The 21,244-nt window shown below is 62.3% G+C and carries 19 protein-coding genes; 8 read left to right on the forward strand and 11 right to left on the reverse strand.

The window, feature by feature from the left end:
* Positions 1-56: 56 nt before the first annotated feature.
* Positions 57-1,079: an AraC family transcriptional regulator gene (locus tag DFO48_RS16295; RefSeq protein ID WP_114864085.1), complete on the reverse strand. Its 1,023-nt coding sequence runs from the start codon at positions 1,077-1,079 to the stop codon at positions 57-59.
* Positions 1,080-1,189: 110 nt separating this feature from the next.
* On the opposite strand from DFO48_RS16295, the gene DFO48_RS16300 reads away from it, so the two are divergent.
* The 4 genes from DFO48_RS16300 to DFO48_RS16315 all read left to right on the forward strand — a co-directional run bounded on the left by DFO48_RS16300 (position 1,190) and on the right by DFO48_RS16315 (position 5,230).
* A complete protein-coding gene (locus tag DFO48_RS16300; protein ID WP_114864086.1) occupies positions 1,190-2,101 on the forward strand; it encodes a TauD/TfdA family dioxygenase in 912 nt (303 codons plus the stop codon).
* Between the two features lie 15 nt (positions 2,102-2,116).
* Positions 2,117-2,719, forward strand: a complete 603-nt coding sequence (locus tag DFO48_RS16305) for an alpha/beta hydrolase (RefSeq protein WP_114864087.1) — start codon at positions 2,117-2,119, stop codon at positions 2,717-2,719.
* 99 nt (positions 2,720-2,818) lie between these two features.
* Positions 2,819-3,871 carry a tripartite tricarboxylate transporter substrate binding protein gene (locus DFO48_RS16310; RefSeq protein ID WP_003075653.1) on the forward strand — a complete coding sequence of 351 codons (1,053 nt, stop codon included), beginning with the start codon at positions 2,819-2,821 and terminating at the stop codon, positions 3,869-3,871.
* A 246-nt stretch (positions 3,872-4,117) separates the two neighbouring features.
* Positions 4,118-5,230 (forward strand): porin, encoded by a 1,113-nt coding sequence (locus DFO48_RS16315; protein WP_233506422.1) that lies wholly within the window; start codon positions 4,118-4,120, stop codon positions 5,228-5,230.
* Between the two features lie 131 nt (positions 5,231-5,361).
* On the opposite strand, the gene DFO48_RS16320 is transcribed toward DFO48_RS16315, so the two are convergent.
* The 3 genes from DFO48_RS16320 to DFO48_RS16330 all read right to left on the reverse strand — a co-directional run bounded on the left by DFO48_RS16320 (position 5,362) and on the right by DFO48_RS16330 (position 7,412).
* Positions 5,362-5,715, reverse strand: coding sequence for a Rieske (2Fe-2S) protein (locus DFO48_RS16320; RefSeq protein WP_114864089.1), 354 nt, complete (start codon positions 5,713-5,715; stop codon positions 5,362-5,364).
* Complete coding sequence (locus DFO48_RS16325) at positions 5,684-6,340, reverse strand: DsbA family protein (protein ID WP_114864090.1); 657 nt, start codon at positions 6,338-6,340, stop codon at positions 5,684-5,686. Before DFO48_RS16325 ends, DFO48_RS16320 begins: the two co-directional genes overlap by 32 nt.
* A gap of 91 nt (positions 6,341-6,431) precedes the next feature.
* Complete coding sequence (locus DFO48_RS16330) at positions 6,432-7,412, reverse strand: quinone oxidoreductase (RefSeq protein WP_114864091.1); 981 nt, start codon at positions 7,410-7,412, stop codon at positions 6,432-6,434.
* A 484-nt stretch (positions 7,413-7,896) separates the two neighbouring features.
* Here DFO48_RS16330 and DFO48_RS16335 point away from each other — a divergent pair, with 484 nt between their 5' ends.
* Positions 7,897-9,687, forward strand: coding sequence for an acyl-CoA dehydrogenase (locus tag DFO48_RS16335; RefSeq protein WP_114864092.1), 1,791 nt, complete (start codon positions 7,897-7,899; stop codon positions 9,685-9,687).
* A 331-nt stretch (positions 9,688-10,018) separates the two neighbouring features.
* On the opposite strand, the gene rng is transcribed toward DFO48_RS16335, so the two are convergent.
* The 7 genes from rng to DFO48_RS16370 all read right to left on the reverse strand — a co-directional run bounded on the left by rng (position 10,019) and on the right by DFO48_RS16370 (position 16,707).
* Complete coding sequence (rng, locus tag DFO48_RS16340) at positions 10,019-11,506, reverse strand: ribonuclease G (protein WP_114864093.1); 1,488 nt, start codon at positions 11,504-11,506, stop codon at positions 10,019-10,021.
* Between the two features lie 139 nt (positions 11,507-11,645).
* Positions 11,646-12,260, reverse strand: a complete 615-nt coding sequence (locus tag DFO48_RS16345) for a nucleoside triphosphate pyrophosphatase (RefSeq protein WP_114864094.1) — start codon at positions 12,258-12,260, stop codon at positions 11,646-11,648.
* A 110-nt stretch (positions 12,261-12,370) separates the two neighbouring features.
* Positions 12,371-12,838 carry a 23S rRNA (pseudouridine(1915)-N(3))-methyltransferase RlmH gene (gene rlmH / locus DFO48_RS16350; RefSeq protein WP_003053899.1) on the reverse strand — a complete coding sequence of 156 codons (468 nt, stop codon included), beginning with the start codon at positions 12,836-12,838 and terminating at the stop codon, positions 12,371-12,373.
* Positions 12,839-13,516, reverse strand: coding sequence for a ribosome silencing factor (rsfS, locus tag DFO48_RS16355; protein WP_114864095.1), 678 nt, complete (start codon positions 13,514-13,516; stop codon positions 12,839-12,841).
* A gap of 229 nt (positions 13,517-13,745) precedes the next feature.
* Positions 13,746-14,699 (reverse strand): oxygen-dependent coproporphyrinogen oxidase, encoded by a 954-nt coding sequence (gene hemF / locus DFO48_RS16360; RefSeq protein ID WP_114864096.1) that lies wholly within the window; start codon positions 14,697-14,699, stop codon positions 13,746-13,748.
* On the reverse strand, positions 14,699-15,991 hold the full coding sequence (gene purD / locus DFO48_RS16365) for a phosphoribosylamine--glycine ligase (RefSeq protein ID WP_003075619.1): 1,293 nt from the start codon (positions 15,989-15,991) through the stop codon (positions 14,699-14,701). The genes hemF and purD overlap by 1 nt, the downstream gene beginning before the upstream one ends.
* Positions 15,988-16,707 (reverse strand): YebC/PmpR family DNA-binding transcriptional regulator, encoded by a 720-nt coding sequence (locus DFO48_RS16370; RefSeq protein ID WP_003075618.1) that lies wholly within the window; start codon positions 16,705-16,707, stop codon positions 15,988-15,990. The genes purD and DFO48_RS16370 overlap by 4 nt, the downstream gene beginning before the upstream one ends.
* A gap of 80 nt (positions 16,708-16,787) precedes the next feature.
* Between DFO48_RS16370 and DFO48_RS16375 the strand changes: the two genes are divergently transcribed.
* The 3 genes from DFO48_RS16375 (at position 16,788) to DFO48_RS16385 (ending at position 21,228) form a co-directional block, all read left to right on the forward strand.
* Complete coding sequence (locus tag DFO48_RS16375) at positions 16,788-18,323, forward strand: helicase HerA-like C-terminal domain-containing protein (protein ID WP_114864097.1); 1,536 nt, start codon at positions 16,788-16,790, stop codon at positions 18,321-18,323.
* A 259-nt stretch (positions 18,324-18,582) separates the two neighbouring features.
* Complete coding sequence (locus DFO48_RS16380) at positions 18,583-20,157, forward strand: methyl-accepting chemotaxis protein (protein WP_114864098.1); 1,575 nt, start codon at positions 18,583-18,585, stop codon at positions 20,155-20,157.
* A 174-nt stretch (positions 20,158-20,331) separates the two neighbouring features.
* Positions 20,332-21,228, forward strand: a complete 897-nt coding sequence (locus DFO48_RS16385) for an enoyl-CoA hydratase-related protein (RefSeq protein ID WP_114864099.1) — start codon at positions 20,332-20,334, stop codon at positions 21,226-21,228.
* Positions 21,229-21,244 lie beyond the last annotated feature (16 nt).

Here is a 21,244-nt window from a genome sequence, read left to right on the forward strand (position 1 = left end):
CACCCCGAGGGCGGCACTTTGGTAGTGTGTTTGGCGGGCCCCTGCGGCCCGCTTTTTTATGCGCCGCCTGTGCCTTCGGTCTGCGCCTTGGCACGGCTGTCCTTGGCGCTGCAGCCAAACTGGCTCTGATACCAGCGCGAAAAACTGCTGGGGGCCGTAAAGCCCAGCAGCTCGGCCACTTCCGTCAGAGAGCGGTTGCTCTCAAACACATAGCGCACGGCCAGCTCCTTGCGGATATCGTTCATCAGCGAGGAAAAGCTCTGACCCTTTTCCGTCAGCCGGCGCTGAATGGTGCGTGGCACCACACCCAGGTGCTCGCTGACCTTCTCAATGCTGCAGCGCCCGCTGGGCAACAGCAGCAAGATGGTGCGACGCATATCGTCCAGCACCGCTTCCTCGCTCATGGGCGCCACGGACTCCAGCAGCTTCTGGGCATAGCGCACCATGGCAGGGTCGGCAAACTCGTTGCGCGTATCGAGATCGGCCTTGGCGCAGACAATGCAGTTGAACTCCTGATTGAACTCCACGCGCGGGCCGAACATCAGGTGATGCATGCTCAGGTCCTTGGGCGCGGCGTGCTCGAAACAAACCATGCGAGGCTGCCAGTCACGCCCGATGAGCTGCCGAATGGCGCGCACCATCACGCCCAGTGCCAGCTCCACGCGCTGGCGCGTAGGCTCATGGGCACGGCCGGCCAGCAACAGCTCACGGATCAGCACCGTGTCGGCCTGCTCATCGAGCTCAAGCGTCATGGCGCCGTTGAGCAGGGCCAGATGACGCACCAGCAGGTTCAGCGAATCGCGCAGCGTTGCCTGATCGCGAATCAGCAGACCCACCGGCCCCATATTGGACAGCAGGCGCGAGCGCGCCATGCACAGACCAAAGCTCTCATTGCCCGACTGCGTGGCCGAGGCCTGCAGCAAACGCCCCACTTTGTCCACCGGGATCATCAGATCCGGCTCGTCGAGCACACCGGGGCTCAGGCCGGCATCGAGCAGCATGCGCGTGCCATTCAGCCCCGAAGCCTGGGCGACTTCGGCGTAATTGGTCAAGCAGGCTGCGCGAACGAGAGAGGCCATGGGGTTTCACTAACTTGGCACTAATTGCAAAGCACCAGTCATGTAATGACAAGCGCCGATCGAGGGGAGTTTTCACACTGGCGACATTGATTCTATAAGGAGACTTCCCAATGAAAAACGAGGTTGGCGCAGCACCCGCCCTTATCCGCTCCAGCTCTTTGACCCGCTCTGTGAAAGTCAATCCTCTGACCTGCTCCATCGGTGCGGAGCTGTCCAACGTTCATCTGGGTGCGGCCGCCGAGGACGAAGGCCTGATGGCCGAGATCCGCCAGGCGCTGCTCAGGCACCGCGTGATCTTTTTCCGCGACCAGGACATCACACGCGCCGAGCATGTGGCGTTTGCACGCAAGTTTGGCCAACTGGAAGATCACCCGGTGGTGGGCAGCCACCCCGAGCACCCCGGCCTGGTGCAGATCTACAAGACCCCCGACAGCCCTCTGGACCGGAACGAGAACTCCTGGCACACCGACGCCACCTGGCGCGAGCAGCCCCCCATGGGCTGCGTGCTGCGCTGCGTTGAGTGCCCGCCCGTGGGCGGCGACACCATGTGGGTGAACATGGTGATGGCCTATGAGAACCTGCCAGCCGACATCAAGGTCAAGATCGAGCACCTGCGTGCCCGCCACAGCATCGAAGCCAGCTTTGGTGCCGTCATGCCTATCGAAAAACGCCTGGCACTCAAGGCCCAATACCCCGATGCCGAGCACCCCGTGGTCCGCATCCACCCTGAAACCGGCGAGAAGATTCTGTTCGTCAACAGCAGCTTCACCACCCATTTCACCAACTACAACACCCCCGCCAATGTGCGCTTCGGGCTGGACAAATCGCCCGGCTCCTCGCAACTGCTCAATTACCTGACCAGCCAGGCCATGATTCCCGAGTACCAGGTGCGCTTCAAATGGAGCAGGAACAGCGTAGCCTTCTGGGACAACCGCTCCACCCAGCACTACGCAGTGATGGACTACCAGCCCTGCCACCGCAAGATGGAACGCACCGCCATCATCGGCGGCCCCACGGACTGAGCCAGGAGACAGAAGATGACCTTGAACCACACGATTCTCATCATCCCCGGCCTGCGTGACCATGTCGAAGAGCACTGGCAGACGCTGCTGGCCAAGGAGCTGACTGCGCAGTCCGTCCCCTGCGTCACCGTGCCACCGCTGGAGCAGGACAAGCTCAGCTGCCAGGCCCGCCTGGACGCGATCGACCGTGCACTGGACAGCATCGACGGCCCCGTCATCATCGTGGCGCACAGCGCCGGCTGCATGATGGTCGCGCACTGGGCGCTGCGCCGAGCCCGCCCCATTCTCGGAGCCTTGCTTGCGGCCCCCGCAGATGTGGAAACCCAGATGCCTGCCGGCTACCCCTCCAAGGATGTGCTGGCAGCCCACGGCTGGACGCCCATCCCACGCCAGCGCCTGCCGTTTCCCACACTGCTGGCGGCCAGCAGCAACGACCCGCTGACCCAGTTGGAGCGCGCGCGCGGCTTTGCGCGCGACTGGGGGAGCGAGCTGGTGGAGCTGGGCCCCCAGGGCCACCTGAACCCGGCCTCGGGCCATGGCCCCTGGCCGCAGGCAAAACAGCTGATCGAGGATTTGCAGGCTCGGATCGAAGCCCGACAGCCCGAGCCAACGGCCTGAGCCGCCCGACGACCATCACGATGAATGCGCAGCCACCCACAATATATAAAAGGTGCGCGCTGATGGGGAGCCAGACCTCCCCATTGAAGGAGACAAGCAATGAAGGCAACGACACCCGCCTCGCGCAATTCAGTGGACACGGCTGACTCTCGCGCCGCGACAGCCAGCGCACTGCGCCGCAAATTAGGCCTGGCCGTCATGGCCGTGGCCGCCAGCCTGGCATTACCCGCGCAGGCCGAGCAAAGCGCAGACTGGCCGACCAGGCCCATACGCCTGATCGTCACCGGGCCTGCTGGCGGCACGGCCGACACCCTGGCCCGTCTGCTGGCAGAGGGCATGCAGCAAGAGCTCAAGCAGCCAGTGATCGTGGAATCCAAGGCCGGTGCCTCGGGGGCCATCGGCATCCAGGACCTCAAGTCCCATGGCAAAAGCGGCTACACCTTTTTGGTGATTCAGGACGGAGCACTGAGCGAGGCGCCCCTGGCCCAGAAAGTCAGTTTCGACCCGTTCAAGGACCTGACTCCGCTGGCCCAGCTAACACGCACTGGCCTGGTCATGGTCGCCAACAAGGATCTGCCGTTCCAGACCCTGCCCGAATTCATCAGCTACGCCAGACAGCAACGCGACGGCGTGGACTTTGCCTCCTACGCCACGGGCCTGAAGGGTCACACCTCGGGCATGCTGCTGGGCCAGTTGGCCAAGATCAATATGCGCCATGTGGGCTACAAGGGCTCGCCCCCTGCGCTGGTGGACCTCATGGGCGGCCATGTCCCGGTGATGTTCGATGGCGTCACCACTTCGCTGCCCCTGATTCGCAGCGGCAAGATCAAGGCACTGGCCGCCGTCTACCCGAGCCGCCTGCAAGCCCTGCCCGACGTGCCGACGTTCACGGAGCTGGGCTACCCCCAGTTGTCCAAACCAGGCTGGTTCGCCCTGTGGTCCCACCCGCAAACCCCGGCCGCCATCCAGCAAAAACTGCGTGATGTGGCGCTGGCACATTTCCGCAAGGAGCCCGTGCTCAAACAGCTCGCTGCGCTGGGCATGGAGCCCGGCCAGCCCCTTACCACCGCAGAACTGACAGCCGAGCTCAAAGAGGCCAGCCGCAAGCAGGAAGCCCTGCTCAAGTCCATAGGCTACAAGCCCGAAAACTGAGCCCCGGGTCTTTGAGCAGTTGCTCTCAAGCGGCTCCATTCCCTATCTTATTCAAGACCTCTGCCCGGTACCCCCTTGGCACCGTGGTCGGCTGCACCCGGCTCAAGCCCTTTTGCGGGATTCGAGCCGGGACTTGCCTGCGCCTTCAACCCATCCCCAGGCCCGGGTCCGGGTCCGGCTTTGCCCTGCTGCGTTTTTCGTCGGTTTGCCATCAGGCATCTTTTTCAACGGTTCAAGGAGACATGAATGACTACAAGAAAAATGGCTTTCAATACGCTGGGCGCTCTCGCATGCACGCTGGCGCCGCTGGCGGCCTCGGCACAATCGTCTGTGCAGGTCTACGGCGTGGTCGATATGGCCGTATCCAACTACCGCGGTGCGGGCGCAGGCTCGCGTCAGATGCTGACCTCCAGCGGCAATCAGGCCAGCCGCCTGGGCTTTCGGGGCCGTGAAGATCTCGGCAGCGGCCTGGCCGCCGGCTTTGATCTGGAAGCGGGCCTCAATACCGACAACGGTACCGGCCAGGCCTCCAACACCAACAACCAGCCTTCGGGGGCCGGCAGCGGCAACGGCCTGAGCTTCAACCGCAAGTCCCTGGTCTATCTGCAGAGCAAGCAATGGGGCGAGGTACGTCTGGGTCGCGACTATGTGCCCGCCTTCTGGAACATGTTCAACTACGACCCCTTTCGCCTGGGCGTAGGCATGAGCCTGCATGTGCTGCACGGCACGACGGTGACCGGATTTCGCGCGTCGAACAGCATTGGCTACCTCTCGCCCGGCTGCTCCAGCTCCAGCTGCAAGGGCCTGTTCTATCAATTGATGACGGCATTCGGCGAAAACGATGCCGGCCCCAACCGCCAGGACGGCCGCGTCTATGGTGCACGCCTGGGTTATGGAGGTGATAACTGGGATGCAGCCGTCGCCATCACGACCACCAAGAACCGTGCCGCCGACGATTACAGGCAGATCAATGCCGCCGCCTCCTACCTCTGGGAGGGCCACCGCCTCATGGTTCTGGCTGCCGATCACCGCACCGGCAACCGCCTGGCAGGTCTGGACAATGCCGACCATGTACGCTACTGGCAGTTGGGTGCCATCTGGAAGGTCGGCAACGGCAACATTCCCATGAGCTTCATGCGCCTGAACCGCAATGACAACAGCGGCAGCAGCTCCAACAAGTACGCCGTGGGCTATGTGCACAACCTCTCCAAACGCACCGCACTCTACGGCACCTATGCCTATGTGGACAACCGCGGCAGCATCAACCTGCCGGTGGCCACGGGCGCGCTGCAAGGCCCGATTCCGGTCGCAGGCGGCAATGCTTCGGGCTTTGACATCGGCATTCGCCACACCTTCTGAGCCCATTCCATGGCAACCGGCGCTTGCTGGTTGCCGGTTGCCGGCCAGAGGACATCCATCCTGAAACCATAGAAAAAGGCCCGCAGAGAAAATCTGCGGGCCTTTTTCATTGCACATCAACGCTCAATGGTTCAGCAGCAGTTGTCAGGCGGTTTGAGCCAGAGCAGCCCCTCTCTGACAAGAACTTCGTAGAGAGGAATCGTCATCTGCGGCGATGCCGTGCACCTGCCGCTGCGGATATCGAACCTGAGTCCATGCGCGGGGCAGCTCAGCACATGGGCATCGCAGTTGCCGCCGGCCATGGAGGCACCCGCATGCGGGCAGCTGTTCTCCAAGGCATAGAACTCGCCTTCGACATTCAGCAGCAAGATGCTCTGGCCACCAGGGGTGAAGACCAGCTTTCGTCCGCCCGGCGGCAAATCCCGCACGGCGCCAGCGGCCAGCAATGCGGTATCAGGCAAAGATACTGCCGGCAACACGGGCATGCTCCATGGCGCGCAGCAGCTCTGCGGGCGCCACAGCGCCCGTCACCTGCAGGCGCTGGTTGAACACCATATGCGGCACGCCACCGGCATGGCCCGCCTCGCTTTGGTAGCGCAGCGCATCAAAGCGGGAAGGGTTCCAGTCCAGTGCTGCCGAGTGCGCCAGCTGCTGCAGCACCATGACCGAGCCGATATCGCGGCCCTGCACAAAGTAAGCGGCAAAGATGGACTCCACAAAGCGGATCATGGATTCGCCATCGAGCAGAGTCTGGGCGTAGTTGACCAACGCACAGACCAGACGCGTGCTGGGGAAGGTTTCAATCAGCGCATGATTGATCTGCAGGCCCGCCGCGCGGGCCGCCGAGCGCACCTGGGCACGGCGAACCTCCACGGCCCTGGGGCCGCCCAGCCGGGCTTCGTAGAAGGCCTGGTAAGGCACTCCATGCTCCGGGATCTGGGGCAGCAGAGTGTCTGCATGCCAATGGATTGCAAGCTGCTGGTCGGGATATCTGGCCAGCAGCATCTCACGGGCGGCCAGCAGATTGCGCAGACCGATCCAGCACCAGGGGCAGATCAGGTCCAGCGAAAAGTCGACCTGCAATGTCGTTGCAGCAGAGCTTTGAGTCATGGCATTTATTTCTTTGGGCAATCACCGGGATTGATGCAAAAAGGGCTGAATGGCTCAGCCCTTTTCATACCGAGGTGCTGCCTTCGGTATCTCAGAGCGTGAAGATGGCCGATCCCACAATCTTGCGGGCTTCCAGGTCGCGGTGAGCCTGCACGGCGTCTTCCAGCGCATAGCGCTTGCTGATGTCCACCTTTATACGGCCTTCGGCCACATGGGCGAACAGCTCGTTGGCCAGCTCTGCACGCTCCAGAGGGTCGGCGATGTAATGCGCCGATGCAGGACGGGTCAGGAAGAGCGAGCCTTTGCCGGCCAGAATCTGCGGGTTGAACGGCGCAATGGAGCCCGAAGCCGTACCCAGACAGACCATCAGCCCGCGCACCTTCAGGCTGTTGAGCGAGCCCTCGAAAGTGTCCTTGCCCACGCTGTCGAAAACGGCATTCACACCCACGCCGTCCGTCAGCTCACGCACGCGCTTGGCCACGTCTTCATGGCTGTAGTTGATGGTGTGAACACAGCCGTTGGCCTTGGCCACTTCGGCCTTGGCATCGCTGGAGACGGTGCCGATCACGTTCAGGCCTTCCAGCTTTGCCCACTGCGACACCAGCAGGCCCACGCCACCAGCTGCAGCATGCAGCAAGATGGTGTCGCCCTTCTTGAAGTCCCAGATGCGGCGCATCAGATAAGCCGCCGTCAGTCCACGCATGGTGATGGCTGCTGCGGTTTCGAAGCTGATGTTGTCAGGCAGACGGATCAGGGGGGCAGCAGAAATCAGGCGCTCCGTGGCGTAAGCGCCGATGGTGTTCAGTGCGCCGGTATAGGTCACGCGGTCGCCCACCTTGAAATCCGTCACGCCGTCGCCCACGGCCGTGATCGTGCCGCAAGCCTCGCTGCCCACGCCCGCGGGTAAAGGAGCGGGATACAGACCGGAGCGGAAATAGGTATCGGCAAAGTTCAGGGCCACAGCGCCTTGCTTGAGGCGGACCTGACCTGGACCGGGTTGGCCGACTTCAATTTCCTCCTGTCGCAACACCTCGGGGCCGCCAACTTCGTGATAACGGATTACTTTAGCCATACAAACTCCCAGTCAGATACCAATCGAAAGGTGATACGACACACGGCCTCACCTCGAACAGAAGCAATACGAATCAATGACTTAAGCCATATCCTTGGTATTCCTCCGTTCAGACTGGACTGAATTTATGGGAGTTCGTCCCCAGGACATTTCCCGAGAGCGCCGCTCTCTTGTCTTTACGCGACACCACGGGTAAATACCGAGAACAAAAAGTTAACTGCAAAGTTTCTATTTGATTGAAAGCTTGCCGCAAGCGTTGGCCACCATATTGCGCGTCTGCGACTGCGGCAAGCCCGTCACAACCCCTAGAATCATTCCGTTTACGTAAACGTCAAACCAATGCGAGGACCTGGCAGTCTTGCCAGGCACCAGACATGAAGTCGAGGGAAGCCCCTGCCATCCGTGGCAGGCAACATCCCCAACAATCCAAGGCACAACCCAGGCCTGGCAGCCAGCCGGGCCAGTATTCAAGGAAACAGAGACGATGACCTACAAAGCGCCCATCAAAGACATGCTGTTCGACATGGAGCACCTGGCCCAGATCGAGCAGGTCGCCCAGATTCCCGGCTTTGAAGATGCGGGGCTGGAAACCGCACAGGCCGTTCTCGAAGAATGCGCCAAGCTTTGCGAAGGCGTGGTCGCTCCCCTGAATGTTCCCGGCGACCTCAACCCCTCTTCCTTCAAGGATGGTGTGGTCACGACGACTCCCGGCTTCGCCGATGCCTTCAAGCAGTACGCCGAAGGCGGCTGGCAGGGTCTGCAGCATCCTGCCGACTTCGGCGGCCAGGGCCTGCCCAAGACCATTGGCGCGGCCTGCATCGAGATGCTCAACAGCGCCAACCTGAGCTTTGCGCTATGCCCTCTGCTGACCGACGGCGCCATCGAGGCACTGCTGACTGCGGGCAGCGACGAGCTCAAGTCCACCTACCTGGAAAAGCTGGTCACCGGCGAGTGGACCGGCACCATGAACCTGACCGAGCCCCAGGCCGGCTCCGACCTGGCCCTGGTACGCACCAGGGCCGAGCCTCAGGGCGACGGCAGCTACAAGGTCTTCGGCACCAAGATCTTCATCACCTATGGCGAGCACGATATGGCGGACAACATCGTCCACCTGGTGCTGGCCCGTGTGGCGGGGGCGCCCGAAGGCGTCAAGGGCATCAGCCTGTTTGTCGTGCCCAAGTTCCTCGTGAACCAGGACGGCTCCTTGGGCAAGCGCAATGATGTGCACTGCGTCAGCATCGAGCACAAGATGGGCATCAAGGCCTCGCCCACGGCTGTGCTGCAATTTGGCGACAACGGAGGAGCCATCGGCTACCTCGTGGGCGAGGAAAACCGCGGTCTCGAATACATGTTCATCATGATGAACGCCGCCCGCTATGCCGTAGGCCTGCAGGGCCTGGCCGTGGCCGAGCGGGCCTACCAGCACGCCGTGGCCTACGCCAAGGAGCGCGTGCAAAGCCGCCCCGTCGACGGCTCGGTCAAGGCCAGCGCCACCATCATCCACCACCCCGATGTGCGCCGCATGCTGATGACCATGCGTGCCAGCAACGAAGGCTGCCGCGCCATGGCCACCACGGCTGCTGCCGCCTACGATGCAGCCCACCACCACCCGGACGCCGAAGTGCGCCAGGCCAACCAGACCTTCTATGAATTCATGGTGCCGCTGGTCAAGGGCTACAGCACCGAGATGAGCCTGGAAGTCACCAGCCTGGGCGTGCAGGTGCATGGCGGCATGGGCTTCATCGAGGAAACCGGCGCCGCCCAGTACTACCGCGACGCCAAGATCCTGACCATCTATGAAGGCACGACCGCCATCCAGGCCAACGACCTGGTCGGCCGCAAGACCGCGCGTGATGGCGGCCAGACCGCCAAGGCCATTGCCGCCCAGATCGAAAAGACCGAGGCGGCCCTCATCGCCAGCGGCACCGACGCGGCCAAGGCGGTTGCCAGGAATCTTGCCCAGGCCCGCGAGGCCTTTGTGCAGGTGGTGGACTTCATCGTGGCCAAGGCCAAGGCCGACCCCAATGCCGCCTATGCCGGAAGCGTCCCCTATCTGATGCTCACCGGCAATCTGGTCGCCGGCTGGCAGCTGGGCCGCTCAGTACTGGCTGCGCAGGATCTTCTGGCCAAGGGCCAGGACACGGCCTTCATGCAGGCCAAGCTGGCCACGGCACAGTTCTATGCCGAACATATCCTGACCCGCGTGCCCGGCCAGGCCGATGCCGTGATCAACGGTGCGGCCAGCGTGATGGCATTGCCCATGGAGCTGTTCTGATCCTGCACCTGAAGGCGGGGCGGCAACGCCCTGCCCACTCATGAAATGCATGGAAATAGCGGCTGGTGCTTATGAATAAAGCGCTAGTCGCTATTTTTTTGAATCTCTAGAACGTACCGGGGCCAGTTGCCAGGCAGACTCCGGGGCCATCGCTCACGCGAGCAAATACTCGCCTCGGGTGGAATAAGCGATCTGTGCAACCCAGGAAGTGAAGCCATGGGCTACGGCTGCGCAATGCAGATACGTGCGATTTGCCTAACAAGCAACGAGGTAATCGATGCAGCTGTCGTAGCGGATCTACTGAAGCAAATGACGCTGAATGCACTCTCACTCACAGCAGCACGATATCGTATTGCTCCTGCGCCATCGCAGTCTCGGCCTGCAGGGAGATCGGCTTGCCGATGAAGTCGGAGAGGCTGGCCAGATGCTGGCTTTCCTCGTCGAGGAACATCTCCACCACCTTGGGGGATGCCACGATGCGGAACTCATGCGGGTTGAACTGGCGCGCTTCGCGCAGGATTTCACGCAGCACCTCGTAGCAGATGCTGCGCGCGGTCTTGACGTTGCCCTTGCCGGAGCAGGCTTCACAGGGCTCGCACAGCATATGGGCCAGCGACTCGCGCGTACGCTTGCGCGTCATCTCCACCAGGCCCAGTTGCGAGAAGCCGCCAGCCATGGTCTTGACGCGGTCGCGCGCCAGCTGGCGGCGGAATTCGGAGAGCACCTCGCCCTGATGCTCCTCGCGCACCATGTCGATGAAGTCCACGATGACGATGCCGCCCAGATTGCGCAGCCGCAACTGACGCGCAATGGCGTGCGCCGCTTCCAGGTTGGTCTTGAAGATGGTGTCGTCAAAATTGCGCGCACCGACATAGCCGCCCGTGTTCACATCGATGGTGGTCAGGGCTTCGGTCTGATCGACGATCAGATAGCCGCCCGACTTCAGATCCACACGCCGCCCCAGCGCACGCGCGATTTCCTCGTCGATGTTGTAGAGGTCGAAAATCGGCCGCTCGCCCTTATACAGCGCCAGCTTGGGTGCTGCCGCCGGCATGTATTCCTGGCCAAAGCTCTTGAGCAGCGCAAACTGCTCGCGCGAATCGATGCGAATGCTCTGGGTGTTCTCACCGACCAGGTCTCGCAGCACACGCTGCAGCAGGTTCAGGTCCTGATGCAGCACCGACATCACGGGCAGCTTCTGCGCCGCATCCTTGATGCGCGCCCAGGTCTTGCGCAGATAACGGATGTCATCGGCCAGCTCGGCATCGCTGGATTCCTCGCCATTGGTGCGCAGAATGAACCCGCCGCCACCGCCCCCCTCCTTGGTGCCGACCAGCTCCTGCAGGCGGGTCCGCAAGGCGTCGCGCTCGTTCTGAGGGATTTTCTGGGAGATGCCGATATGGTCGTCCTGGGGCAGAAACACCAACAGGCGCCCTGCAATGCTGATCTGCGTGGACAGGCGCGCGCCCTTGGTGCCTATGGGGTCCTTGATGACCTGCACCATGATGGACTGGCCTTCGAACACCTGCTTTTCGATGGGTGTCAGCGGCTGGTCCTTGCGCGCGAACATCGGGGCTTCGCCGCTTTCCTGACGCTGCCAGACATCGGCCACATGCAAAAAGGCCGCACGCTCCAGGCCGATATCGATGAAGGCGGACTGCATGCCGGGCAGCACGCGCGAGACCTTACCCAGATAGATGTTACCTACGAGTCCCCGCTCCAGAGGGCGCTCCATGTGCAGCTCCTGCACGGCGCCATTCTCGACAATCGCCACCCGCGTCTCCTGCGGCGACCAGTTGATCAGAATATCTTGCTGCATTGACTGTCGTTCTTTCTTTATATGTCCTGGCTTTTGCTGCGCCCAGTGTGCGACGCGCGCATGGCTGGCGCAAGACAGCTGCCATGCAGACCTTCCCTTGGGGAAGCCTCAAGAACAGAGTGTCGATTGCGCCAAAGGTTCAGAGCGGCCAGCCCAGCTCGCGCAAAAGCTCGGCAGTTTCGTAAACGGGCAGGCCCATGATGGCCGAATAGCTGCCGCGGATCTCTGCAATATGCGCGGCCGCCCTGCCCTGTATGCCATAGGCACCGGCCTTGCCCATGGGCTCGCCCGTGAGCACGTAGGCATCGATCTGTGCCTCGGTCATGTGCGCAAAGCGCACGGTGGACACCGACAGGGCCTGCAGACGCCGCCCGCCACTTTGCAGCGCCACGGCGGTCAGCACCTCATGTTCGGCCCCGGAGAGCAGACGCAGAATGCGTCGCGCGTCTTCGGCATCGGTGGGCTTTCCCAGGATCTGCTTGCCCAGTGCCACGGTGGTGTCGGAGCACAGAATGGGGGCCGCCGGCAGACCGCGCCGCGCATGGCGAGCCACGGCTGCATCGAGCTTGCCGGCCGTCACGCGCTGCACATAATCATGGGGGTCTTCCCCGACCAGTTCGGCCTCTATGGCCTCGGCATCCTCGGCGATATCACCCGCTGCATTGGGCAGCAGCAATTCATGCGCCACGCCCAACTGCTCCAGCAGCTGACGACGGCGGGGACTTTGGGATGCAAGATAGAGAAATGGCGCCATGATTTTGATTAAAAATGGCCTCTAGCGCCCATATATAAAGCGCAAAAGGCTATCAAAATCATAGTATCACGCACTGCGCGAAATTGCACGCAGAGTCCGGTCACAAGCGCTTATTCGCGGTGGTAGGGATGGCCGGCATTGACCGACCAGGCGCGGTAGAGCTGCTCGATCAGCAGCACGCGCACCATGGCATGCGGCAAGGTCAGGTCGGACAGACGGATGCGCTCGTGTGCCGCGGCCTTGAACTCGGGGTCCAGTCCGTCGGGGCCGCCGATGACCAGGGCCACATCATCGCTCTCGAGCTGCCAGCCCTTGAGACGCTGGGCCAGCGCCTTGGTGGTCAGATTGGTGCCGCGCTCGTCGAGCACCACGATGCGGGTACCCCTGGGGATGGCGGCTTCGATACGCTTGCGCTCTGCCGCATACAGGGTCTCCAGCGTCTTGGAGCCGCGCGGCTCGGTCTTGACGGCCTTGAGTTCGACCTTGAGTTCGGGCGGAAAGCGCTTGGCATAATCGTCGTAGGCCGTCTGCGCCCAGTCGGGCACATGCAGGCCTACAGCCACGATGGTCAGCTTCATTTAGGCCTTGGCGCGGGGAGCACGCTTGGCTGCGGGTTTGGCCGCAACCGGCTTGGCAGTACGGGGCGTGCTGGGCTTGACGACCACGGTCTTGACCGTCTTGGTAGCGGCGGACTTGGCAGCAGGCTTCTTGGCTGCAGGCTTGGCACCGGCAGCCGTCTTGGTGGCGGGCTTTTTGGCCGCAGCCTTCTTGGCGGCAGGCTTTTTCTCGACCACGGTGTTTTCCGCAGCTGCCTTTTCCACGGCCAGCTTGGCAGCCAGCTTCTTGGCGGCCACTTCGGCGGGCTTGGGCTTGGCGGCACCGATCTTCATGCGCACCGGTGTCTCGCCCCAGATTTCTTCCAGGCGGTAGTACTGGCGGATGGCCGGCTGCATGATGTGGCAGACCACCGAGCCGCAGTCCACGATGATCCATTCGCCGTTTTGCTCACCTTCCTGGCGGGGCACGGGAAACCCTGCTTCCTTGACGGCTTCGCGCACGCTGGAGGCAAGTGCCTTGGTCTGGCGGTTGGAAGTACCCGAGGCCACGATCACGCGCTCGAACAGCGGCGACAGTGCTTCGGTGTTGAACACCTGGATGTCGTGGGCCTTGACGTCTTCGAGGCCGTCAACAATGGCTCGCTGGAGTTTGGTGACGTCGCGCTTGGCTGCGGAATCCGATTTGGTGGAGGTGGTCATCAGGCGATGGAATCAGTAAATGATGGGATCAATATAGCGTGTGCTGCGCCACACCCGTATCAGGGCTGGGTTAGCGTCTGCGTTCAGGCCCCTAAGACCCGTGCTCTTCACGCATTGAAAAAGGTTGACGCGCCAGTCGATAGCGCGCATCCAGCTATGGAAATTATAGTTTTCTAAAAATTTCCTTGCTGACAGGGCTTTATGCGCTGCCGGCAAGGAAACAGACTGATTACAGCCAGTCGCGGCGAATCAGGAATTTATCCAGCAAATCACGCTCAGGGGTACCCGGTGCATCCTCGCGCTGATAGCTCCAGTCCGCATGAGGCGGCATGGACAGCAAAATGGATTCGGTACGGCCGCCGGACTGCAGCCCGAAATGCGTGCCGCGATCCCAGACCAGGTTGAACTCCACATAGCGCCCACGGCGGTATCGCTGAAAGTCCACCTGCTGCTGGGTGTAAGGCAAATTCTTGCGGCGCTCCACGATAGGCAGATAGGCCTTCAGAAAGGCATCGCCCACCGAGCGCAGCATGGCAAAGCTCTGCTGCTGACCCAGTTCGCTGAAATCATCGAAGAAGATGCCGCCAATGCCGCGCTGCTCGTTGCGATGCTTGAGGAAGAAATACTCGTCGCACCACTGCTTGAAGCGCGGGTAGAGCGGCTCGCCAAACGCTGCCAGTGCATCGCGGCAGGTCTGATGGAAATGCACGGCATCTTCTTCGAAGCCATAAACCGGCGTTAGATCCATGCCGCCGCCAAACCAGCAGGTCTTGGGCTGCCCCTCATGGCCGGCCGAGATCATGCGCACATTCATGTGCACCGTGGGCACCAGGGGATTACGCGGATGAAACACCAGCGACACGCCCATGGCCTCGAACGGCGCCCCTGCCAGCTCAGGCCGGTGCTGTGTGGCCGAAGGCGGCAGCTGTGGCCCGCGCACATGCGAGAAACCGCAGCCTGCGCGCTCGAACACGCGCCCGCCCTCCATGATCTTGGTGACGCCGTTGCCTTGCAGCTTTTCGCCCGGTTCCTTGTGCCAGGCGTCTGCCAGAAAACGCGCACCACCCTCGCCTTCGATCGCTTCCAGCGCCTCGGTGATACGGCTCTGCAGACCCACCAGGTACTCACGCACCTCGGCCGCAGGCAGCTGATCAGCCACAGAAGATGAGGATGTCTGGTTCATCAGTCGGCCTTCTTGACGGCACGGAAGCCGATGTCGCGACGATACTGGGCACCATCGAAATGGATGCCACGTGCCACGTCATACACCTTCTGCTGCGCCTGCTTGACACTGTCGGCCAGCACGGTCACGCAAAGCACGCGACCACCGCTGGTCACAGGCTGGCCGTCATCGCCCAGCTGGGTGCCGGCATGGAAGACCATGGCATCGTCGGCTGCTGCAGGCAGGCCGGTGATGACATCGCCCTTGCGCGGGTTTTCGGGATAGCCGGCAGCAGCCATGACCACGCCCAATGCGGTACGGCGGTCCCACTGCAACTCCAGCTGATCGAGCTTGCCTTCGCAGGCTGCCAGCATGACATCCACCAGATCGCTCTTGAGACGCATCATGATGGGCTGGGTTTCCGGATCGCCCATGCGGCAGTTGAATTCCAGCGTCTTGAGATGGCCGACCTTGTCGATCATCAGACCTGCGTACAGGAAGCCGGTATAGGGCACGCCGTCTTTTTCCATGCCGCGGATGGTGGGCAGGATGATCTCGCGCATGGCGCGGGCATGCACATCGGCCGTCACCACGGGCGCAGGCGAATAAGCGCCCATGCCGCCGGTATTGGGGCCCTGGTCGCCATCCTTCAGACGCTTGTGATCCTGGCTGGTCGCCAGCGCCAGCACGTTCTTGCCGTCGCACAGCACGATGAAGCTGGCTTCCTCGCCTTCGAGGAACTCCTCGATCACGACGCGTGCACCGCCTTCGTTGTGCTGAACACCGTACTTGTTGTCCACCAGCATGAAGTCCACGGCATCATGGGCTTCCTGCAGCGACATGGCCACCACCACTCCCTTGCCGGCAGCCAGGCCGTCGGCCTTGATGACGATGGGAGCGCCCAGGCGATCCACATAGGCGTGGGCCGCGACGGCGTCGGTGAAGGTTTCATATTGCGCAGTGGGGATGCTGTGGCGCGCCATGAAGTCCTTGGAGAAGGCCTTGGAAGACTCCAGCTGCGCTGCAGTCTTGGTCGGGCCGAAGACCTTGAGTCCGTGGGCACGAAACTCATCGACCACGCCAGCCGCCAGCGGAGCCTCGGGCCCCACCACGGTCACGGCAATTTTTTCGGCCTGGGCCCACTCGCGCAGAGCCTTCACATCGGTGATGTTGAGGTTCTCCAGCTTGCCGCCAGCCAGGGCAGTGCCACCGTTACCGGGAGCCACATAGACCTTGGTCGCCTTGGGCGATTCGGCCAACTTCCACGCCAGAGCGTGCTCACGGCCACCGCCGCCAATCACAAGAATTTTCATATTTCTGCGTTGTGGTAGACGTCCTGAACGTCATCCAAGTCTTCAATCATGTCCAGCAGCTTCTGCATGCGAGCTGCATCATCGCCTTCGAGAGCGATTGTATTTTCGGGGCGCATGGTCACCTCGGCCATGTCGGCGGTAAAGCCGGCAGCCTGCAGTGCATCACGCACGGCTTCAAAGTCGCCGGGGGCCGTCAGCACCTCGATGCCACCTTCGTCATCGGTGATCACATCATCGGCACCGGCCTCCAAAGCGATCTCCATGACTTTTTCTTCGTCCGTGCCGGGGGCGAACATGATCTGACCCACATGCTTGAACTGGAAGGCCACCGAGCCTTCGGTGCCCATATTGCCACCGTACTTGCTGAATGCATGGCGAACATCGGCCACCGTACGTACGCGATTGTCCGTCATTGTGTCCACAATGATGGCCGCGCCGCCGATGCCATAGCCTTCGTAACGGATTTCCTCATAGGTCACGCCGTCGAGGTTGCCCGTGGCCTTGTCGATATTGCGCTTGATATTGTCGGCCGGCATATTGGCGGCCTTGGCCTTGTCCACCGCCAGGCGCAGACGCGGGTTGGCACTCAGATCGCCGCCACCCTGACGGGCTGCGACCATGATTTCACGAATGATGCGCGTCCAGATGCGGCCACGTTTTTCATCCTGGCGACCCTTGCGGTGCTGGATGTTGGCCCATTTGCTGTGTCCTGCCACAGGGAATCCTTTGATATTTGATTTAACCTAGCGGGAGCGATTTTACTTTTGACTGCATGCCCCCCCAGAGGAAACCCGAAATGGCTTCACCCCTTTTGATTGCCCAGCACTCTGCCACAGAATGTGTCCTGCTGCCCGGACTGGCCAATCGGCATGGCCTGATCACCGGCGCCACCGGCACCGGCAAGACCGTCACTCTGCAAAAACTGGCCGAAAGCTTCTCGCAAATCGGCGTACCGGTCTTCATGGCCGACGTCAAAGGAGACCTGAGCGGCATCAGCCAGGCCGGCAAGATCGAAGGCAAGCTGGCCGCCTCGCTCAAGGATCGCGGCCTGACTCTGCCTCAGCCCCTGGCCTGCCCCACAACGCTGTGGGATGTATTCGGCGAACAGGGCCACCCGGTGCGCGCCACCATCTCGGACATGGGCCCGCTGCTCATCGGCCGCATGTTGAATCTGAACGAGACCCAGATGGGCGTGCTCAATCTGGTGTTCAAGATTGCCGACGACAACGGCATGCTGCTGCTGGACCTCAAGGACCTGCGCGCCATGCTCAACTTTGTGGGCGACAACGCCAAGCAGTTCACCACCCAGTACGGCAACATCAGCTCGGCCAGCGTGGGAGCCATACAGCGCGGCCTGCTGACCATTGAAAGCCAGGGCGGCGACAAGTTCTTCGGCGAGCCCATGCTCGACATCAACGATCTGATGCAGACCGATGCCAACGGCATGGGCGTGATCAACGTGCTGGCGGCCGACAAGCTGATGAATGCGCCGCGCCTGTACTCGACCTTTTTGCTCTGGCTTCTGTCCGAGCTGTTCGAGCAGCTGCCGGAAATCGGCGACCCCGAGAAGCCCAAGCTGGTGTTTTTCTTTGACGAGGCCCACCTGCTGTTCAACGATGCGCCCAAGGTGCTGATCGAGCGCATCGAGCTGGTCGTGCGCCTGGTTCGCTCCAAGGGCGTGGGCGTGTACTTCGTCACCCAGAACCCGCTGGACGTTCCCGACAGCGTGCTCGGTCAGCTGGGCAACCGCGTGCAGCACGCCCTGCGCGCCTTCACCCCGCGCGACCAGAAGGCCGTGGCCTCGGCCGCCTCCACCATGCGCCCCAATCCCGGCCTGGATATTGCCGCCGCCATCACCGAGCTGGCTGTGGGCGAAGCCCTGATCAGCTTCCTCGACGAAAAAGGCCGCCCCAGCGTGACCGAGCGCGTGTTCGTGATCCCGCCCGGCAGCCAGCTCGGCCCCATCACGGCCGAGCAGCGCAAGGCGCTGATCGATGGTTCCCTGGTCGCCGGCGTCTATGAGAAAGCCGTGGACCGCGAATCGGCCTTCGAGATATTGCGCGACCGCACGGCAAGCGCCACGCCCGCCAAGCCAGGCGATGCACCTGCTGCGGCCGGAGCGGCTGGAACGGCCCAGCAAGCCAGCGCCGCCGACTCCATGATGGACGGACTCAAGGAGCTGCTGTTCGGCCGCACCGGCCCGCGCGGCGGCCAGCACGACGGCCTGGTGCAGACCATGGCCAAGTCCACGGTACGTACCGTGGGCAACAGCCTGGGCAAGGAGATTCTGCGCGGCGTGCTGGGCGGCATTCTGGGCAACAAGAAGCGCTGATTCCAACGCGCTCATTCGCTCCAAGGGCCTGCTTCAGCAGGCCTTTTTTGTGGCCGCCGCACAGAAAGTGCTCAAGGCGGCAGTCATTATGTCGATACATAATAAATCCATCACCTGGTGCCAGCCGCCAGTCTCTTGGACATGTGCTGCTGCCTGCTGGCACAGCCGCTTCTTTCCTCTCCGCTAACCACGCTGCCCGGTCTTGCCGCAGACCACCAGTTCGCTCCGGTCGGGCAGTGCTTTTGCAAATTTTCAGCCAATGCAATTCAATCAATGGCGTGTATCCACCAAGCTGTGGTGCACTTTGGGCGGGCTTCTGACCATGATGCTGGCCGTTTCGCTATGGAACCAGCACTCGTCCACCCAGGCCCTGCAGGCCGGCATGCAGACCCTGACCGACTATGACAATCGCATCAATCTCGCCCTTCAATGGAAAGGTGCGACCGAGACCACGGGCGAACGCGTGCTCACCAGCAACATGACCACCGACGAAGCGCTGACCCAGCGCATGGACGAGCGCGTCAGCGAAGGCGTGGCCGTCAACGGGGCGCTGCAGGCGCAGGTCATCAAACTGGCTCAAAGCGATGCTGACAAGGCTGCCCTGCAGAAGATCGCCGCCGTGCGCGCTGAAGTTCTGGCGCTGAACAAGCAGGCAAGGGAGATCAAGCTGAGCGGCGATATCGACGCCATGCGCGACTTCATCCGCCTGCAATATCTGGGCGCCATCGGCCGCTATGTCGATTCGCTGCAGGACTTTGTGAAGCTGCAGGAGCAGCAGCGCGACGCCGCCAGCCTTCAGCTGCAGCAAGACCAGCAAAGAGCGATCTGGCTGTCCTGGGTGGTGCAGGCCCTGGTGCTGACCGCCGCCCTGGGCCTGGCGCTGGCCCTCACCCGCTCCATCACCCAGCCTCTGAATGAAGCCGTGGAACTGACCCAGGCCATTGCACAGGGCGATCTCACGGTAACCGCCGGCAACGACCGCCATGACGAGTTCGGCCGCCTGCTGAGCTCCGTCTCGACCATGGCAGCCCAGCTACGCAGCCTGGTGAGCGATGTACGCACCAGCGTGCACTCCATCAGCACCGCCTCGGCCGAAATCGCTACAGGTAACCACGACCTGTCCGCACGCACCGAGCAGACCGCCGCCAATCTCGAGGAAACCGCAGCCAGCATGGAGCAGCTGACCGCCACCGTCGCCCAGGCCTCGGACACCGCCCGCCAGGCCAATCATCTGGCAGGCAATGCCGCACAGGTCGCTCAGCGCGGCGGCCATGTGGTGCAGTCCGTGGTCAGCAGCATGGGACGCATCAGCGACAGCGCACACCGCATCTCCGACATCATCGGCGTGATCGACTCCATCGCCTTCCAGACCAATATCCTGGCACTCAACGCGGCGGTCGAGGCCGCGCGTGCCGGCGAACAAGGCCGGGGCTTTGCCGTGGTCGCCGGCGAAGTGCGCGCCCTGGCACACCGCAGTGCCGAGGCCGCCAAGGAGATCAAGGCGCTCATCACCACGTCCGTGGACGCCGCCCAGGAAGGCGCAGACCAGGTCTCCCAGGCAGGCCGCGTGATGGAAGAAATCGTCAGCAGCGTCGGCAAGGTCTCGGACATGATTGGCGAGATCAGTGCCTCGGCCACGGAACAGCATGACGGCATCAGCCAGGTCAACCAGGCCGTGACCAATCTGGATCAGATGACGCAGCAAAATGCTGCCCTGGTCGAGGAATCCACGGCTGCCGCTGTCTCTCTGAGCGACCAGGCCCAGCGCCTGACCGGCATGGTGGCCGTGTTCAAGGTCCATACCGCAGACAGAGCGCCGGCCCTGACTGCCTGATTCTGGTTGAAGTTGCTGGAACACAGCATCCATCTCTTCACCAGCTTCTTTGCCAGCCGCTCCATTGCACCCAGGAGGGAACGGCTGGCACCGCAGGTTTGACCCAGACCGGCTTTTCTGTCTGCAGTCGCAAGTGTGACTGGCGCGGCCTACGCAGCAAGACACCATGCCGGCATGCCCCATACCTCTGACGACACCTTGCTGACCGCCGGTCTGAGCAGCTTTCGCCTGGACCTGGTCGACCATATTGCCCATCTGGTGCTCAACCGCCCCGATGCCTTCAACACTCTGAATCCCAGGTTCTGGCAGGAGCTGGACCTGGTGCTGGACACACTGCAGCGCAGCGGCCAGTCGCGCGCGCTGGTCATCAGCAGCACGGGCAAGCATTTTTGCGCCGGCATGGCACTCGAGACCTTTGCCGACCCAGACTTTGCGCCCAATGACCGCACGCCCGAGGGCCGCGCCGCCATCATCGACACCCTGGCCCAGTTGCAGTCCACCTTCAACAAGATCGAAGCCCTGCGCATGCCCGTGATCTGCGCCATTCAGGGCGCCTGCGTGGGTGGAGGGCTGGATCTGGTGGCCACTGCCTGCATACGCTATGCCAGCGCCGAATCCTTTTTCTGCGTGCAGGAGATCAATATCGGCATGACAGCCGACCTGGGCAGCCTGCAGCGCCTGCCCAAGCTGATGCCGCTGGGCATCGTCAAGGAGCTGGCCTACACCGGCCGCCGCATGACTGCGCAGGAGGCCGCCAGCCACGGCTTGGTCAATGCCGTCTACGACACGCCCGAAGCCACCGTCACAGCAGCTCTCGCCTGCGCGCGAGAGATTGCGGCCAAGCCGCCCGTGGCCATCTGGGGCAGCAAGCAGGTGATCAACTACGCGCGCGACCACAGCGTGAGCGACTCGCTGCAGCAAATGGGCTGGGTGCAAAGCGGCATCTGGAGCAACCGCCATGTCATGGAGGCCGTGAGTGCCATGCAGGCCAAGCGCGCCGGTGACTTCCCTGCTCTGGAGCCGCTACAGGCATTTGCACCAGCACTTCCCCAAGCAGGTGATCGCTCCTGATTAAATAGCCACCAGC

The organism is Comamonas sp. AG1104 (assembly GCF_003350425.1).
GTDB classification, from domain to species: Bacteria; Pseudomonadota; Gammaproteobacteria; order Burkholderiales; family Burkholderiaceae_C; genus Comamonas; species Comamonas testosteroni.